This window comes from Pseudomonas sp. App30 (genome assembly GCF_047947025.1).
Classification (GTDB): domain Bacteria; phylum Pseudomonadota; class Gammaproteobacteria; order Pseudomonadales; family Pseudomonadaceae; genus Aquipseudomonas.
In genome coordinates this window covers 6,662,034-6,677,625 of record NZ_CP133165.1, presented here as the reverse complement: position 1 = coordinate 6,677,625, position 15,592 = coordinate 6,662,034, and the positions used below count along the sequence as shown (strand labels likewise).

14 protein-coding genes are annotated in these 15,592 nt (G+C 66.1%); 8 read left to right on the top strand and 6 right to left on the bottom strand.

Annotation, left to right across the window (positions count from 1 at the left end; all coding sequences use genetic code 11):
* Positions 1-2 precede the first annotated feature (2 nt).
* The 3 genes from RAM80_RS30765 to RAM80_RS30755 all read right to left on the bottom strand — a co-directional run bounded on the left by RAM80_RS30765 (position 3) and on the right by RAM80_RS30755 (position 3,117).
* Complete coding sequence (locus tag RAM80_RS30765) at positions 3-872, bottom strand: sulfotransferase family protein (protein WP_416424139.1); 870 nt, start codon at positions 870-872, stop codon at positions 3-5.
* A 491-nt stretch (positions 873-1,363) separates the two neighbouring features.
* On the bottom strand, positions 1,364-2,077 hold the full coding sequence (locus RAM80_RS30760) for a GntR family transcriptional regulator (protein WP_416424138.1): 714 nt from the start codon (positions 2,075-2,077) through the stop codon (positions 1,364-1,366).
* A gap of 128 nt (positions 2,078-2,205) precedes the next feature.
* Complete coding sequence (locus tag RAM80_RS30755; protein ID WP_416424137.1) at positions 2,206-3,117, bottom strand: LysR family transcriptional regulator; 912 nt, start codon at positions 3,115-3,117, stop codon at positions 2,206-2,208.
* A 260-nt stretch (positions 3,118-3,377) separates the two neighbouring features.
* Here RAM80_RS30755 and tynA point away from each other — a divergent pair, with 260 nt between their 5' ends.
* Positions 3,378-5,666: a primary-amine oxidase gene (gene tynA, locus RAM80_RS30750; RefSeq protein WP_416424136.1), complete on the top strand. Its 2,289-nt coding sequence runs from the start codon at positions 3,378-3,380 to the stop codon at positions 5,664-5,666.
* 101 nt (positions 5,667-5,767) lie between these two features.
* Here the strand turns inward: tynA and paaX are convergent, their stop codons facing one another.
* Entirely contained in the window at positions 5,768-6,691 is a 924-nt protein-coding gene (gene paaX, locus RAM80_RS30745) for a phenylacetic acid degradation operon negative regulatory protein PaaX (RefSeq protein WP_416424135.1), read from the bottom strand.
* 66 nt (positions 6,692-6,757) lie between these two features.
* Positions 6,758-7,354: a phenylacetic acid degradation protein PaaY gene (gene paaY, locus RAM80_RS30740; RefSeq protein WP_416424134.1), complete on the bottom strand. Its 597-nt coding sequence runs from the start codon at positions 7,352-7,354 to the stop codon at positions 6,758-6,760.
* An 82-nt stretch (positions 7,355-7,436) separates the two neighbouring features.
* Here paaY and feaR point away from each other — a divergent pair, with 82 nt between their 5' ends.
* Positions 7,437-8,324: a transcriptional regulator FeaR gene (feaR, locus tag RAM80_RS30735; protein ID WP_416424133.1), complete on the top strand. Its 888-nt coding sequence runs from the start codon at positions 7,437-7,439 to the stop codon at positions 8,322-8,324.
* 309 nt (positions 8,325-8,633) lie between these two features.
* A complete protein-coding gene (locus RAM80_RS30730; RefSeq protein WP_416424132.1) occupies positions 8,634-8,882 on the top strand; it encodes a BrnA antitoxin family protein in 249 nt (82 codons plus the stop codon).
* Between the two features lie 67 nt (positions 8,883-8,949).
* On the opposite strand, the gene RAM80_RS30725 is transcribed toward RAM80_RS30730, so the two are convergent.
* The gene (locus RAM80_RS30725) at positions 8,950-10,449 is read right to left on the bottom strand and encodes an aldehyde dehydrogenase family protein (protein WP_416424131.1); all 1,500 of its coding nucleotides are present in this window, start codon (positions 10,447-10,449) and stop codon (positions 8,950-8,952) included.
* Positions 10,450-10,791: 342 nt separating this feature from the next.
* Here RAM80_RS30725 and paaF point away from each other — a divergent pair, with 342 nt between their 5' ends.
* Genes paaF through pcaF form a run of 5 tightly spaced genes read left to right on the top strand, consistent with a single transcriptional unit; the run spans position 10,792 to position 15,548 of the window.
* Positions 10,792-11,562: a 2,3-dehydroadipyl-CoA hydratase PaaF gene (gene paaF, locus RAM80_RS30720; protein ID WP_416424130.1), complete on the top strand. Its 771-nt coding sequence runs from the start codon at positions 10,792-10,794 to the stop codon at positions 11,560-11,562.
* Between the two features lie 33 nt (positions 11,563-11,595).
* On the top strand, positions 11,596-12,387 hold the full coding sequence (gene paaG / locus RAM80_RS30715) for a 2-(1,2-epoxy-1,2-dihydrophenyl)acetyl-CoA isomerase PaaG (protein ID WP_416424129.1): 792 nt from the start codon (positions 11,596-11,598) through the stop codon (positions 12,385-12,387).
* Between the two features lie 3 nt (positions 12,388-12,390).
* A complete protein-coding gene (gene paaH, locus RAM80_RS30710) occupies positions 12,391-13,908 on the top strand; it encodes a 3-hydroxyacyl-CoA dehydrogenase PaaH (protein WP_416424128.1) in 1,518 nt (505 codons plus the stop codon).
* Positions 13,901-14,350, top strand: coding sequence for a hydroxyphenylacetyl-CoA thioesterase PaaI (gene paaI / locus RAM80_RS30705; RefSeq protein ID WP_416424127.1), 450 nt, complete (start codon positions 13,901-13,903; stop codon positions 14,348-14,350). Before paaH ends, paaI begins: the two co-directional genes overlap by 8 nt.
* Positions 14,343-15,548, top strand: coding sequence for a 3-oxoadipyl-CoA thiolase (gene pcaF, locus RAM80_RS30700; RefSeq protein ID WP_416424126.1), 1,206 nt, complete (start codon positions 14,343-14,345; stop codon positions 15,546-15,548). Before paaI ends, pcaF begins: the two co-directional genes overlap by 8 nt.
* Positions 15,549-15,592: the final 44 nt, after the last annotated feature.

Sequence of the window (15,592 nt, the reverse complement as noted above, 5' to 3'; positions counted from 1 at the left end):
TGTCAGGCGTCGTAGCCCTGGCGAGCAAGGCATTCCTTGACATGCGCAGGCGTTGCAGCGAAGTCGTACCCGGCGAAGTTTCGCCAGGCCTGGACACTGTCCTTGAATACCGGGCTCTGTTTTTCCGTGCGCCATTGGTTCATGGCCAGCGACGAGATAGGCGCAGAGGCGATTTTGCCCAGTTGGTGGTAATCAATGTTGTCCTGGGCATCGAGCATGGACGGTTCATACGCCACGCCGAGGAAACCGCATATTTCTTCCAGCTTGGCGTGAGGGGCGTCGACGAAGTCTTCATAACGAACGGTCAGAATCCGTTCCGGCGACAACATTCGGTTGCTCAAGCGTTGAATCCGATCGACCTCTGCTGCCCAGCGAATCAAGTTGTGCTCAATATTATTATGCCACCACGGAGTTCGGCTGAAAGAGATAGCGACATCGCGCCCGTCGCGCACCATGTGTATGTATTTCGCCGTTGGAAACAGGTCGTCCAAAACATCAATACGTTGGCCATACCAGGGGGTTTGCTCGATACATATCGACTTGTTTTTCGCCGTGGCAATGGCGGCATAAAAATCGCCCATGAACTCCTTCAAACGGGCGACCGGATAACGCTGCGCCCGGAAGTAACTGGCGTAGTCAAAGTATTCATGCAACTTGTGCGGGCAGCGTTTCTGGACATAACCGATAAATTGCTCGGCGGTCCCATCAAACTGCGCACCGGCTTCGAAGAGTTCATGCAGGCCAGCGCCGTTGCCGGCGTATTGGCACAGCAGCTGGGTCTCGGGCGGGACGCAGATCTGCGAGTGACTGTTCAGGATCGACGCGAGCATGGTCGTGCCGCAACGTCCCGTGCCGATGATAAAGCCATTCATTCAGGTAAATCCTCTACAGACTGGCCACTCGCCCGGCCAGGGATTTGGTGACGGTAATACAGGCTCAATATAGCGTCGATTTCATCGGCGCCAATTAGCCCCGATGGATAGCGACCCAGCAATAAGACTCGCGTTCGAGCGTAGTAAGCCCGGGCTCGCACGTCATGTATCGTATTTGACATATTCCCGTTAGTGGCAATTAGCCCAACGGCACATGTCCTCAACGCCTTGATGACAGGCATGCCCTTTATCTCCACGGCTCAACAGTGAATCAATAACGTTACAACGTCGCCGGCAGCACTTGGAAGTGCCAACAGGAACGCCATTGACGCTATCGACTCAATGAGAAATTGCTTGAAGACTTTCGTGTACGGGAAGTTGTGATAAACGTATCAAGGATGATACCGGCGGGGTACACGCGCCCCGCAGCAGCTGCCGAAGGCGGCGTCCAGGTTAACCGCATAGCCCCTGGACGCGGCCTGCGGCCGCTGCTACATCTTTTTCATCGAGTTCAGGCTGCGCAGCAGGTCTTCCTGGCCGTCGGAGCCCAGGCCCCGGGGGGCGATGAACATTTCCATGTTGGCGCGCGACAGCTCCCAGTGCTCGAACACCAGGTTCACCACCGCCTCCTCGTCACGACGCTCGATGGCTTCGATGAACGCGTCATGGTGGTCGGCCGACAAGTCCAGGCGCTGCTCCATGTCGGGGTCGCGTGGCCGGTAGAAGGTGTGGCCGATGCGCCCGTGGTCGATCAGCAGGCGCCCCAGGCTGGGTTCCAGATACTGGTTGCCAGCCATCTCGCCCATGATCTCGTGGAAGCGGTTGTTCTCCAGCACCATGGCCAGCGCGTCGCGCGCCTGGGTGGCCTGGCGGAAGCGCTGCTGGGTCTGCTTGAGGTCTTCCAGCTGGGCCGGGCGGAAGTTGTGCACGGCCAGGCGCCCGACAGCGGCGTAGATCATCGGCGCCACCAGGAAGAAATTGCGCAGGGTGGCGTAGTTCATGGCAATGACCCGCGCGCCGCGGTTTTCCTGGATATCGAGGTAGCCTTCGCCCGCCAGGCGGCGGAAGACTTCGCGCACCGGGGTGCGGGACAGGCCGTAGCGTTCGCTCAGGCCCACCTCGTCGAGCACCTCGTCAGGGCTCAGTTCCATGGTGAGAATCTGCCGCTTCAGGTCCTCATATAGCGTGTTCTTGCCGTTTTTCACGAACGAGCTCCAGCAATGCGTCTCGAAAAATAAATAAACACGCGCAATATTACCCGCAAATGCCCGTAATCAAAGGCCTGCTTCAGGCAGCCGCCTGGCTGGGCCACGAACCGCCAGGTAAGGACCGCTCACAACGCCCCCAAGGGCTGAAGCTCGCGAATCAGCTCAATCAACAACCGCAGCCCCACCGGCAGCTGCCGACGGCTGGAATAGTACAGGTGGAACCCAGGCGCCACGCTGGCCCAGTCATCCAGCACCCGCACCAGTTCGCCGGCCTGCACCCACGGCGCCACCACCGGTTCCGGCACGTACATCAGCCCCCCGCCGTTGCGTGCCAGGGCCACGCCTACGCGGGTCTCGTCGATGGTCACGGCGCCCGGCACCGCCACCGCCAGTTGCTCGCTGCCGCGCTCGAATTCCCACTCGTACATGCGGTCGTTGCCCAGGCGGATGCGCAGGCAGCGGTGCGCCGCCAGGTCCGCAGGGTGCTGCGGCACGCCGAAGCGCCGCAGGTAGGCGGGCGAACCCACCACCACCCAGCGAATGTCCGGCGACAGCGGCTGGGCAATCATGTCCTCGGGCACCGTGCCGCCGTAGCGGATGCCGGCGTCGTGGCCGCCGCCGATCACATCGACCATGCGGTTGGTCACTGTCAGGTCGACCTCCACCTGCGGGTAACGGTCGTTGAACACCGGCAGCACCGGCCCCAGCAGCAGGTCGGCGCCATCGCTGAGGATGTTCAGACGAATGCGCCCCGCCGGCTCGTCGCGAAAGCGGTTGAGCGTCTCCATGGCCTGGCCAATGGTCTCGATGGGCCCGTCGATCATGCCGTGCAGTTCCTCGCCGGCCGCGGTCAGGGTCACGCTGCGGGTGGTGCGGTTGAGCAGGCGCACGCCCAGCCGCGCCTCCAGGCCCTTCATCGCATGGCTGAGCGCCGAGGCGCTGATACCCACCTCCAGCCCCGCGCGGCTAAAGCTCTGGTGGCGGGCGATGGCCAGGAAATAGACGAAGTCGGCCAAGTTGGCGCGGCTGATGTGCATGGTGGGCTCCTGGCCGTGATGAAGGGCAAATGCACCGGCCAGTCTACCGGGGCAACCCGCCGTGCATTACTGAGCCTAGCTCAAAGCCCCCATGAGCAGCGCTCATCGTCGAAACCGATACACGCAAGCCCGTTACGCGTTGCCGATTTGTGCTACTTCCCGCCCGGTGCCCTGCCCTAGAGTCGAGACGTGCGGGCCTGCCCCGCCACGCCAACCGACTGCAGGAAGGAGCCGCCAGTGCTCCGTCGAGGAATTCCATCATGTTCAACGCGCTGTCCCGCTACCAACCCAAACCCGTCGCCCGCCTGGCCCTGGCCATTTCCCTGAGCCTGGCCAGCCTGCCGTGGTGGCTGCCCGAGGCCAGCGCCCACGGCGGCGCGGCCGAGATGGTGCCGCTGCAATCGACCCTGGAAGACTTCGGCGCCAGCGTCAAATGGGACGACTACGCCGATGTCTTCGTCATCGCCAAGGACGGCGCCTACGTCAAGGTCAAGCCCAACACCCGGGTGGCCATGCTCAACGGTAAGCGCATCGAGCTGCAGGTGCCGGTGGTGTTCAAGGGCAAGACCGCGTACATGTCCCACGACTTCATCAACGAGGTGTTCCAGTCGGGCCTGGACAAGACCTTCGTGGTGGAAACCCGCCCGCACCCGCTCAACCCACTGAGCGCCGATGAAATCAAGACCGCGGTGGACGCCATCAAGGCCTCGCCGCACTACCAGGGCAATTACCGCTTCACCGAGATTTCCCTGCACGAGCCGGCCAAGGACCAGGTGTGGAAGTTCGTCTACACCGGCAACCCGGTCACCGACCCGCGCGAGGCCAACGTGGTGGTGCTGGACGGCAAGCACGTGATCGAAAGCACCGTCGACCTCAAGACCCGCCAGGTGCTGTCCTGGAAGCCGGTGGTCGGCGCCCACGGCATGGTGCTGCTGGACGACTTCACCGCCGTGCAATCGATCATCGAAGGCAGTGACGAGTACGCTCAGGCCTTGAAAAGCCGCGGCATCAATGACGTCAAGAAGGTGGTGACCACGCCGCTGACGGTCGGGTATTTCGACGGCAAGGACGGCCTGGCCCAGGACAAGCGCCTGCTCAAGGTGGTGAGCTACCTGGACGTGGGCGACGGCAACTACTGGGCGCACCCCATCGAAAACCTGGTGGCGGTGGTGGACCTGGAGCAGAAAAAAGTGGTGAAGATCGAAGATGCCGGGGTCATCCCGGTGCCGATGAAACCCACGCCCTATGACGGCCGCGGGCGCAAGGCCGCCACGGTCAAACCGCTGGACATCACCGAGCCCGAAGGCAAGAACTACACCATCACTGGCAACAGCATCCACTGGCAGAACTGGGACCTGCACCTGCGCCTGGACTCGCGCGTGGGCCCGATCCTGTCCACCGTCACCTACGACGACAAGGGCACCAAGCGCAAGATCATGTACGAAGGCAGCCTGGGCGGCATGATCGTGCCCTACGGCGACCCGGACGTGGGCTGGTACTTCAAGGCCTACCTGGACTCGGGCGACTACGGCATGGGCACCCTCACCTCGCCCATCCAGCGCGGCAAGGACGCGCCGCAGAACGCCGTGCTGCTGGACGCCACCATCGCCGACTACACCGGCAAGCCGACCACCATCCCCCACGCCATGGCGATTTTCGAGCGCTACGCGGGGCCGGAGTACAAGCACCAGGAAATGGGCCAGCCCAACCTGTCCACCGAGCGGCGTGAGCTGGTGATCCGCTGGATCAGCACCGTGGGCAACTACGACTACATCTTCGACTGGGTGTTCCAGCAGAACGGCACCATCGGCATCGACGCCGGCGCCACCGGCATCGAGGCGGTCAAGGGCGTGAAGAGCAAGACCATGCACGACGCCACCGCCAAGGAGGACACCCGCTACGGCACTCTGATCGACACCAACATCGTCGGCACCACCCACCAGCACATCTACAACTTCCGCCTGGACATGGACATCGACGGCGAGAACAACACCCTGGTGGAGGTGAACCCCGTGGTAGCCGGCAACGACCGTGGCGGGCCGCGCACCAGCACCATGCAGATCCAGCAGCAGAAAGTGACCAATGAACAGGCCGCCGCGCAGAAGTTCGACCCGGCCACCGTGCGCCTGCTGAGCAACCCCAACAAGGAAAACCGCATGGGCAACCCGGTGTCCTACCAGTTGATTCCGTACGCGGGCGGCACCCACCCGGTGGCCAAGGGCGCAAACTTCGGCAAGGATGAATGGCTGTACCACCGCCTGAGCTTCATGGACAAGCAGATCTGGGTAACCCGCTACAACCCCGACGAGCGCTACCCGGAAGGCAAGTACCCGAACCGCTCCGACAAGGACACCGGGCTGGGCCAGTACACACAGGACAACCAGTCCATCGACAATACCGACGACGTGGTGTGGCTGACCACCGGCACCACCCACGTGGCCCGTGCCGAAGAATGGCCGATCATGCCGACCGAGTGGGTGCACATGCTGCTCAAGCCGTGGAACTTCTTCGACGAAACGCCGACGTTGAACCTCAACGCCCCCAAATAACCTGTAGCAGAAACTGCCTTTTGTGGGAGCTGGCTTGCCGGCGAGTTTTTGGCCCTCAACAGCTCGCTGGCAAGCCAGCTCCCACAGTGGTGATGCGGGGGTCAGCGCAAGCCGCCGAAGCGGCGGTAGAAACTCTCCCCCGCCTCGGGCAACGGCCCGTCGGCCGTTTCCATCACCGTGTTCAACCAGGCCTCGGCCTGGGCATAGATCAACCGGTAGATATTGCGCGCCAGCTGCCGCGCGGCGCGCCCTTCCCAATCCCCCGGCAGCAACTCGTCCGGCAATTGCGGGTCGCGCAGCAGCAGCTTGCGGTACTCGTGAATCAGCAGCGTGCGGGCCAGGAAGCATTCCTCCGGGTCCAGGTTTTCCTGCTCGCGCAGCGCCTGCCACAGGGGCCGGAACAACTGGATGAACTCACTGTAATGCGCTGCCAGCTCCTCGATGTTCCAGCTCTCCTTGACCTGCAGGCGCAACGCCTTGGAGGCCATCACGTCCTGCGCCGTGGTCTCGAACACAATGGTGTCTTCCAGCGCGCCCAGGTCCGCCAGGGTGGTATTGAGGTCGGCGCGCTCGATGCGCGGGCTGGCCAGCACGGCCGGGGCCACGGCGCCGAAACCCTGCCACTCCAGTTCCTCGCGCACTTCCTTGCGCAGCGGCGCCGGCAGCTGGGTCAGCATCACCAGGCACCAGGCACCGTCCCAGGCCGGCGGCGTGGCGCTGTACACGCGCTTGAAGGCCTTGTCGAAGCGCCGGCGGCCAGTGCCGGTCAGGCTGTAGTCACTGCGCCGGCCGACCTTTTCGGCGCTCAGCCAGTTTTCCTTGGTCAGGCGGAAAATAGAGGTGCGGATCAGCCGTTCGTTGATGCCCATGGGCTCCAGCAGGCGGATCAGGCTACCCAGCCAGACCCGGCCGCCGTGGGGTTCGATGGCATCGCCATACAGGGTGACGATCAGCGAGCTGGCGCGAATCGGCACCTGTTGCTGGAACCGCGCGATCAGTTGATTGAGTGGCGTAAGCGACGACATGGGCAGTCCGTGCAAGGCAAAGGGGCAAATATACCGACAGCCGGCCCCTGGGGGCCACTGTCAGTATCACGTCGAGGCGTTTTTGGGCTGGTGCTGGCTGACCTGCAGGCGCGGGCGGCCGTCTTCCACCTGGGCCAGCGGCGGGCATTCGCGCAGGCCTTCCAGGCAACGGCGGGCCAGCGCCTGGTACTCGCGGGTGCCGGCCTGCTTCCACGCCACTTCCTGGTCGCCCAACACGCGCTTGACGCTGGCCGGGCTGCCCACCACCAGCGATTGTTCCGGGCACTCGAACCCGGCCTTGACGAGGGCCGTGGCGGCGACGAAGCTGCGGGCACCGATGCGCGCGTTGTCCATCACCACCGCGTTCATGCCCACCAGCGCGTCGGCGCCGATGTGGCAGCCGTGCAGCACCGCGCCGTGGCCGATATGGCCGTTACGCGCCACCACCGTGTCGCTGTCGGGGAAACCGTGCATCACGCAGGTGTCCTGCAGGTTGGCGCCCTCCTCCAGCACGATGCGGCCGAAATCGCCGCGCAGGCTGGCCAGCGGGCCCACGTAGCAATGGGGGCCGATGATCACGTCGCCAATCAGTACCGCCGTGGGGTGCACGTAGGCGCTGGGGTCGACCACCGGGGTCAGGCCGTCGAGGCGGTAGCAGGGCATGATGGCTCCTTATCGAGTCTTGTGGCACGATATTCGTGCTTATTGTTATGTTTTTTGTATCACATAATCAGTGAGGGCGACCATGAGTATTTCCCCTGACGCGGCGTTCGACGGCTGGCTGCACGCCATCAACCGCATCTGCGACCGCTTCGACGGCCAGGCCACGGGCGCCGGCTTCCAGGGCCGCATCGTCGAACACCGGCAAGGCGCGCTGAAAATGAGCACCGTGCACGCCGCCCAGGCGCGCCTGGTCCGCCAGCACCGCGAGGTGCAGCAGAGTGGCGAGCATCATTTTTTCGCGGTGTTCCAACTCGAAGGCACGGCGCAGATGCGCCAGGGCGAGGTGCGCGAAACGCTGCAGCCGGGCGACATCATGTTCATCGACAACCACTGCCCCAGCGCCTTCGACTACCAGGGGCCGGCGCGGCAATTGTCGCTGATCGTGCCGCATGCGCGGGGCCAGGGCCTGCTACAGCCTGGCCAGAAAGTAGCGAGTGGTGTGCCGGTCGCCGGCCTGGCCACCCAGTTGTTGCTGGGCACTCGGCTGCGCGACGACCTTTCCCAGGGCGAAAGCGAGGCCGTGCTGGACGCGATCCTGGGCCTGCTGCGCCCCGCCTTGCTACACAGGGACATGGACGAGGACAGCCAGGCCAAGGCTTACCGGCGCTGCGTGGCGTGGATCGAGCAGCACCTGGGCGATAGCGAGCTGACCCCTGAACGCGTTGCCCATGAATGCGGCATGTCCCTGCGGGGCCTGTACCGCGCCTTCGGCCGCCACGGCGCCAGCGTCGCCCAGCACATCCGCGACCGCCGCCTGGACCGCTGCGCGCAAAACCTGCGCGACGGCCCCCCCGGCACCAAGCTCGCCGCCCTGGCCTACCAGTGGGGCTTCACCAACAGCAGCCACTTCAACACCGCCTTCAAGGCCCGCTTCGGCGTGGCGCCCGGCGAGTATCGCCGCCGCCATTGACCCACCTTCCCGTAGCAGCGGCCGTCAGGCCGCGCCCGAAAGCGCCGTGGTATTGCCAAGAAAATGCGGAAAGGCCGGACGCCGCCTGGCGGCAGCTGCTACGGGAGCCAGTAATCATATGGCCCTGATAAACAGCCGGCGTAGGACCAAGCCCAGCAACAATGTCAGAGCCATCTGAAACTGTCGATTGCACAGGTTTTGCGCTTGTCCCAAGCCGCCAAGGGCAATAACGTCCGCGTAACTCTGGCGGACGAACGGGTTTCCACTTCATTTCGGCACGCAAGGCCACTCGGCAGGAGGCAAAACGATATGTCCAAAGCATCAAGAACTGACTGGCAGCGACTCGCAGCCCAAACCGACGAGCAGATCGACACATCGGACGTTCCGGAACTGGGCGACGCTTTTTTCAAGAACGCAGAGCTGCACATCCCCCCCAAGCAAGCGGTCACAATACGCCTTGACGTGGATGTGCTGGAGTGGTTCAAGGATCAGGGCAGCGGTTACCAAACCCGCATAAATCAGCTACTGCGGCTGTATATGGAAGCGCACAAGCGCTAACGCCCCCCGTAGCAGCGGCCGCAGGCCGCGTCCACAGGCGCCGCGTTGCTGAAGAAAGCTGCCCAGATCAGTGACGTATGCACACCGACTTGGTTTCAGTGAACGCCTCCAGCCAATCGGCGCCAAAATCACGCCCGGTGCCCGACTGCTTGAAGCCACCAAACGGCATGTTGGCATCGATCAGCGTATGGCTGTTGACCCATACCGTGCCCACTTCGATACGCGGGGTCAGGTTCATCGCCGCGTTCAGGTCGCGAGTCCACAGGCTGGCGGTCAGGCCGTAGTCGGAGTCGTTGGCCAGGGCTACCGCCTGCTCCACGTCGTCCACGCGGCTCAGGCACAGCACCGGGCCGAACACCTCCTCGCGGGTCAGCTTGAGCTGGTCGTCGGGGTTGATCACCAGCGTCGGCGACACGTAGAAGCCATTGCCGTCCGGTGCCTTGGCGCCACTGATCAGCTCGGCATCCTGGCGGCGCGCGTCCTCCAGGTACGCCAGCACTTTGGCCTGGTGGGGCTGCGAGGCCAGCGGGTTGATCTGGAACGTCGGGTCCATCCCCGGGCCAACGCTCAGCCCCTTCACCGCCCCTTCGAACGCCGCCGCCACCTGGTCGAAGATCGGCGCCTCCACGTAGATGCGCGAACTGGCCGCGCACACCTGGCCCTGGTTGAGGAAGCTACCCATCATCAGGCCTTCCACCACCTGCTGGATGTCGGCGTCCTTGAGCACGATGGCGGGGTTCTTGCCGCCCAGCTCCAACGTGATACGCGTCAGGCGATCGACAGCGCTCCTGGCGATACCCTTTCCGGTCGCCGTGGAGCCGGTGAAGCTGATTTTGCTGATCAACGGGTGGGTGGTCAGCACCCGGCCGCACACGCCGCCGCTGCCGGTGACCAGGTTGAACACGCCCGGCGGCACCCCGGCCTCGGTGGCCAGTTCGGCCATGCGCATCAGGGTTAGCGGGGTGATTTCCGAGGGCTTGATGACAATGGAGCAGCCCGCCGCCAGCGCCGGCATCACCTTCCACATGCCAATCATCAGCGGGAAGTTCCACGGCACGATGCCGGCCACCACGCCCACCGGCTCCTTGCGGGTAAACGCGGTGTAGCGCGCGCCATCCGGCACCGGGATGGACAGGTCCAGGGTGCGCCCCGACAGCTTGGTGGCCAGGCCTGCGGTGTAGCGCATCCAGTTCAGCGTGCTGCCCACCTCGAAGGCACGGGCGATGGCGATGGACTTGCCCTGCTCCAGGGTTTCCAGCTGCGCCAGCTCTTCGGCGTGCTGCTCCAACAGGTCGGCGTAACGCAGCAAGATGCGCTCGCGCTCGGCCGGCAGGCGCCGTGACCACACCCCGGAGGTGAAGGCCTTGTGGGCCGATTGGACCGCACGGTCTACATCGCTTGCGTCGGCGTCGGCGGTGGCGGCGATCTGTGCGCCGGTGGCCGGGTTGTACACCGGCAGGTTGCCTTCGCCGCGCGCGGCTACCCAGGCGCCGTCGATGTAGAGGCCGTGCTGGCGGCCGAGGAAGGCGGTGACACTGTCGAGGGGGTAAACGGTTTGACTGGCCATGGGGGGTGTCCTTGCTGAAAGGGGCGTGCGACCAGCTTAAGCAAACCGGCGAGGCGCCAGTTTCCCCTGCCTGCCAATTCAATTTCCCAGCCTGCCCCCCCCCCCGTAGCAGCGGCCGCCAGGCCGCGTCCGGCCACAACGCGGTCTTCCTGCAAAACCGTGGGACCTGGGACGCGGCCTGGGGCCGCTGCTACGGGACCAAGCAATAATTGAGACACGGTATTTTATTTTTGATGTTGTTTTTGTGTATCGCATTGTGATTATACTGAGCTCATCGGCCACCCCAGCCGCTCCAATAATCAGCCCGGCCACGCTAGCCGGGCACACCCGTGAGGCCTGCCCATGCCTGCACTGCTTGTGGTCGAACAGCTGGACGCCGTCCGCCTGGTCACCCTCCACCGCCCCGAGGCGCTGAACGCGCTCAACACCCAACTGCTCGCCGAGCTGGCCGCAGCGCTGAGCGACGCCGAGCAGTGCCCGGACACCCGCGCCGTGGTGCTGACCGGCAGCCGCAAGGCCTTTGCCGCCGGTGCCGACATCAAGGAAATGGCCGAACGCGACCTGGTGGGCATCCTCAATGACCCGCGCGTGGCCTCCTGGCAGCGCATCACCGCCTTCACCAAGCCCCTGGTCGCCGCCGTCAACGGCTATGCCCTGGGCGGCGGCTGCGAGCTGGCGATGCACGCCGACATCCTGATTGCCGGGCGCGACACGCTGTTTGGCCAACCGGAAATCAACCTCGGCATCATGCCCGGCGCCGGCGGCACCCAGCGCTTGTTGCGGGCCGTGGGCAAGTCCCTGGCCATGCAGATGGTGCTCACCGGCGAGCCCATCGGCGCCCGCCAGGCCCTGGAGGCCGGGCTGGTCAGCGAAATCACCGAGCCGGAATTCACCGTGGAGCGCGCCCTGGCCATCGCCCGGCGCATCGCCGAGAAGGCGCCGCTGGCCGTGCGCCTGGCCAAGGAAGCGCTGCTCAAGGCCCAGGACACCGACCTTGCCAGCGGCCTGCGTTTCGAACGCCACGCCTTCACGCTGCTGGCCGGCACCCAGGACCGCGACGAAGGCATCCGTGCCTTCCAGGACAAGCGCCGTCCGCAGTTCCGCGGGCAGTAACCCATCCGTTCACCCTTCAGGGGCACCCCAGCCATGACCTTCGAAACCATCGTGTTCGCCATCGACGACGGCGTCGCCTTGCTCAGCCTCAACCGTCCCGAGCAACTCAACAGCTTCAACGCCCAGATGCACGGCGAGGTGCGCGAAGCCCTCAAGCGCGTGCGCCAGGACGCCAGCGTGCGCGTGCTGCTGCTGACCGGCGAAGGCCGCGGCTTCTGCGCAGGGCAGGACCTGGCCGACCGCAACGTCGCCCCCGGCGCCGATGCGCCGGATTTGGGCCAGTCCATCGAGCAGTTCTACAACCCGTTGATCCGCGCCCTGCGCGAGCTGCCGCTGCCGGTGGTTTGCGCGGTCAACGGCGTGGCCGCCGGCGCCGGCGCGAACATCCCGCTGGCCTGCGACCTGGTGCTGGCGGCGCGCTCGGCCAGCTTTATCCAGGCGTTCTGCAAGATCGGCCTGATCCCCGACTCGGGCGGCACCTGGGCGCTACCACGGCTGGTGGGCATGGCCCGCGCCAGGGCCCTGGCCCTGCTGGGCGAACGCCTGAGCGCCGAACAGGCCGAGCAATGGGGCCTGATCTACCGCTGCGTGGATGACGACGCGCTGCGCGACGAAGCGCTGAAACTGGCCCGCCACCTGGCCACCCAGCCCACCTACGGCCTGGCGCTGATCAAGCGCAGCCTCAACGCCAGCTTCGACAACAGCCTGGACCAGCAGTTGGAACTTGAACGCGACCTGCAACGCCTGGCCGGGCGCAGCCACGACTACCGCGAAGGCGTGGCCGCGTTCATGGCCAAGCGCCCCGCCGCGTTCAAGGGGAACTGAGCCATGGCCGCATTGCCCTTGTCCGCCGAAGTGGCGGTGATCGGCGCCGGTGCCATGGGCGCCGGCATCGCCCAGGTGGCCGCCCAGGCCGGGCACCCGGTGAAGCTCTACGACAACCGCCCCGGCGCCGCCGCCCAGGCCATCGCCGCCATCGACCAGCGCTTGGGCCAGCGGGTGAAGGCCGGCAAGCTGGCCGACAGCGCCCGCCTCGCCTGCCTGGCCAACCTGCACGCCTGCGACGCCCTGCCCGCACTGGCCGACGCCCGCCTGGTGATCGAGGCCATCGTCGAGCAACTGGCGGTCAAGCGCCAACTGTTCGCCGAACTGGAGCGCCTGTGCGCGCCCGACTGCCTGCTGGCCAGCAACACCTCGTCGCTGTCCATCACCACCCTGGCGGCCGAGCTTGCGCACCCCGAACGCTTCGCCGGCCTGCATTTCTTCAACCCGGCGCCGGTGATGGCGCTGGTGGAAGTGGTCAGCGGCCTGGCCACCGCCGAGCACACCGCGCGCACCCTGCATGACACTGCCAGCGCCTGGGGCAAACGGCCGGTGCACACCCGCTCAACGCCGGGCTTTATCGTCAACCGCGTGGCCCGGCCGTTCTACGCCGAGAGCCTGCGCCTGCTGCAGGAAGGCGCCGCCGACAGCGCCACCCTCGACGCCCTGCTGCGCGAGGCCGGTGGCTTTGCCATGGGCGCCTTCGAGCTCACCGACCTGATCGGCCACGACGTCAATTACGCGGTGACCTGCTCGGTGTTCGACGCCTATTACCAAGACATGCGCTTCCAGCCCTCGCTGCTGCAGAAGGAGCTGGTGGACGCCGGGCGCCTGGGCCGCAAGAGCGGCCAGGGCTTCTACGACTACCGCGACGGCGCGCAACGGCCGCTGCCGCACACCTTGGCCAGCAGCGCCACGGTGCAGCACTGCGTGGCCGAAGGCCTGCCGCCGCTGCTCGACGGCCTGTTGGCACGCCTGGAGGCCCAGGGCGTGCAGGTGACCCGCCGCCCCGGCAACGGCCTGTTGCGCTGCGGCGACGCCGTGCTGGCCCTGTCCGACGGCCGCATGGCCAGCCAGCGCGCCCTGGACCACGGCCTGCAACACCTGGTGCTGCTGGACCTGGCCCTGGACTTTGCCACGGCCACGCGCATCGGCATCAGCTGGGCAGCCGCCACCTCGCCCGCCGCCATCGACCAGGCCGTGGCCCTGCTGAACCGCGCCGGCCTGGCCGTCAGCGCCCTCGCCGACAGCCCCGGCCTGTGCGTGCTGCGCACCGTGGCCATGCTCGCCAATGAAGGCGCCGACGCCGCGCTGCAAGGCGTGGCCTCGGCAGCCGACATCGACCTGGCCATGCGCGCCGGCGTCAATTACCCGCGCGGGCCGCTGGCCTGGGCCGACGCCCTGGGGCTGGACACGGTCGTGGCCGTGCTGCAGCACCTGCAGGCTGCCTACGGCGAAGAGCGCTACCGCCCCTCGTTGCTGCTGCGCCGCTGCCTGGCGCAAGGGAGAAGCCTGCATGACTGAAGCCACCGCCCGCGACCTGGCCCAGCAATGCGCCATGGCGCTGCTGGAACGCGACAATGCCAGCCACGCCCTGGGCCTGCACCTGCTGGACGCCGACGCCGGCTACGCACAGCTGACCATGACCGTGCGCCCCGACATGCTCCAGGGCCACCGCACCTGCCACGGCGGCTTCATCTTCGCCCTGGCCGACTCGGCGTTCGCCGTGGCCTGCAACAGCTACGACCTGGCCACCGTGGCCCAGGGTTGCAGCATCGAGTACATCGGCGCGGTGCCGGTGGGCGACGTGCTCACGGCCACCTGCCACGAACTCAGCCGTCGCGGCCGCACCGGCACCTACGACGTGCGCATCGAAAACCAGAACGGCCAACTGATCGCCCTGTTCCGGGGCAAGTCCTATCAAGTGCGCGGCACCGTGCTGACGCCGGAGAACCCTCATGACTGATGCCCTTATCATCGACGCCGTGCGCACCCCCATCGGCCGCTACGGCGGCGCCCTCAGCGGCGTGCGCGCCGACGACCTCGGCGCCGTGCCCCTGCGCGCCCTGCTCGAGCGCCACCCGCAGGTGGACTGGAGCCAGGTGGACGATGTCATCTATGGCTGCGCCAACCAGGCCGGCGAGGACAACCGCAACGTGGCGCGCATGTCGGCGCTGTTGGCCGGCCTGCCGGTGAGCGTGCCCGGCACCACACTCAACCGCCTGTGCGGCTCGGGGCTGGACGCGGTGGGCACGGCGGCGCGGGCGATTCGCAGTGGCGAGACCGGGCTGATGCTGGTGGGTGGCGTGGAATCCATGTCCCGCGCGCCACTGGTGATGGGCAAGGCCGAGACGGCGTTTTCGCGCCAGGCCGAGCTGTTCGACACCACCATCGGCTGGCGCTTCGTCAACCCGCTGATGCAGGCGCAGTACGGCATCGACTCGATGCCCGAGACCGCCGAGAACGTCGCCGCGCAGTTCAACATCAGCCGCGCCGACCAGGACGCCTTCGCCCTGCGCAGCCAGCAACGCGCCGCCGCCGCCCAGGCCAACGGGCGCCTGGCACGGGAAATCGTCGCGGTCAGTATCGCCCAGCGCAAGGGCCCGGCCAAAGTCGTAGAGCACGACGAGCATCCGCGCGGCGATACTACCCTTGAGCAACTGCACAAGCTGGGCACGCCGTTCCGCGCCAACGGCAGCGTCACCGCCGGCAACGCCTCGGGGGTCAACGACGGCGCCTGCGCGCTGCTGCTGGCAAGCCCCGAAGCAGCCGAGCGCTACTGCCTCAAGGCCCGTGGCCGGGTGCTGGCCATGGCCACCGCCGGCGTCGAGCCGCGCATCATGGGCATCGGCCCGGTGCCCGCCACGCGCAAGGTGCTGGAGCGCGCCAACCTGGCCCTGGCCGACATGGACGTGATCGAACTCAACGAAGCCTTCGCCGCCCAGGGCCTGGCCGCGCTGCGTGAACTGGGCCTGGCCGACGACGACCCGCGGGTGAACCCCAACGGTGGCGCCATTGCCCTGGGCCACCCGCTGGGCATGAGCGGCGCGCGCCTGGTGACCACCGCCCTGCACCAGCTGGAACAGACCAATGGCCGCTACGCCCTGTGCACCATGTGCATCGGCGTCGGCCAGGGCATTGCCTTGATCATCGAACGCCTGTAAGCCTATGCACAGCCCGCCCTGCTGCGGGCCGGACACTCACACAA

Excerpts from the sequence above, each read along its gene's own strand:
- RAM80_RS30765 (WP_416424139.1), bottom strand. The coding sequence starts at position 872 with ATGAATGGCTTTATCATCGGCACGGGACGTTGCGGCACGACCATGCTC.
- RAM80_RS30755 (WP_416424137.1), bottom strand. The coding sequence starts at position 3,117 with ATGCACATCAGCCGCGCCAACTTGGCCGACTTCGTCTATTTCCTGGCC.
- tynA (WP_416424136.1), top strand. The coding sequence starts at position 3,378 with ATGTTCAACGCGCTGTCCCGCTACCAACCCAAACCCGTCGCCCGCCTG.
- paaX (WP_416424135.1), bottom strand. The coding sequence starts at position 6,691 with ATGTCGTCGCTTACGCCACTCAATCAACTGATCGCGCGGTTCCAGCAA.
- paaY (WP_416424134.1), bottom strand. The coding sequence starts at position 7,354 with ATGCCCTGCTACCGCCTCGACGGCCTGACCCCGGTGGTCGACCCCAGC.
- feaR (WP_416424133.1), top strand. The coding sequence starts at position 7,437 with ATGAGTATTTCCCCTGACGCGGCGTTCGACGGCTGGCTGCACGCCATC.
- RAM80_RS30730 (WP_416424132.1), top strand. The coding sequence starts at position 8,634 with ATGTCCAAAGCATCAAGAACTGACTGGCAGCGACTCGCAGCCCAAACC.
- RAM80_RS30725 (WP_416424131.1), bottom strand. The coding sequence starts at position 10,449 with ATGGCCAGTCAAACCGTTTACCCCCTCGACAGTGTCACCGCCTTCCTC.
- paaF (WP_416424130.1), top strand. The coding sequence starts at position 10,792 with ATGCCTGCACTGCTTGTGGTCGAACAGCTGGACGCCGTCCGCCTGGTC.
- paaG (WP_416424129.1), top strand. The coding sequence starts at position 11,596 with ATGACCTTCGAAACCATCGTGTTCGCCATCGACGACGGCGTCGCCTTG.
- paaH (WP_416424128.1), top strand. The coding sequence starts at position 12,391 with ATGGCCGCATTGCCCTTGTCCGCCGAAGTGGCGGTGATCGGCGCCGGT.
- paaI (WP_416424127.1), top strand. The coding sequence starts at position 13,901 with ATGACTGAAGCCACCGCCCGCGACCTGGCCCAGCAATGCGCCATGGCG.
- pcaF (WP_416424126.1), top strand. The coding sequence starts at position 14,343 with ATGACTGATGCCCTTATCATCGACGCCGTGCGCACCCCCATCGGCCGC.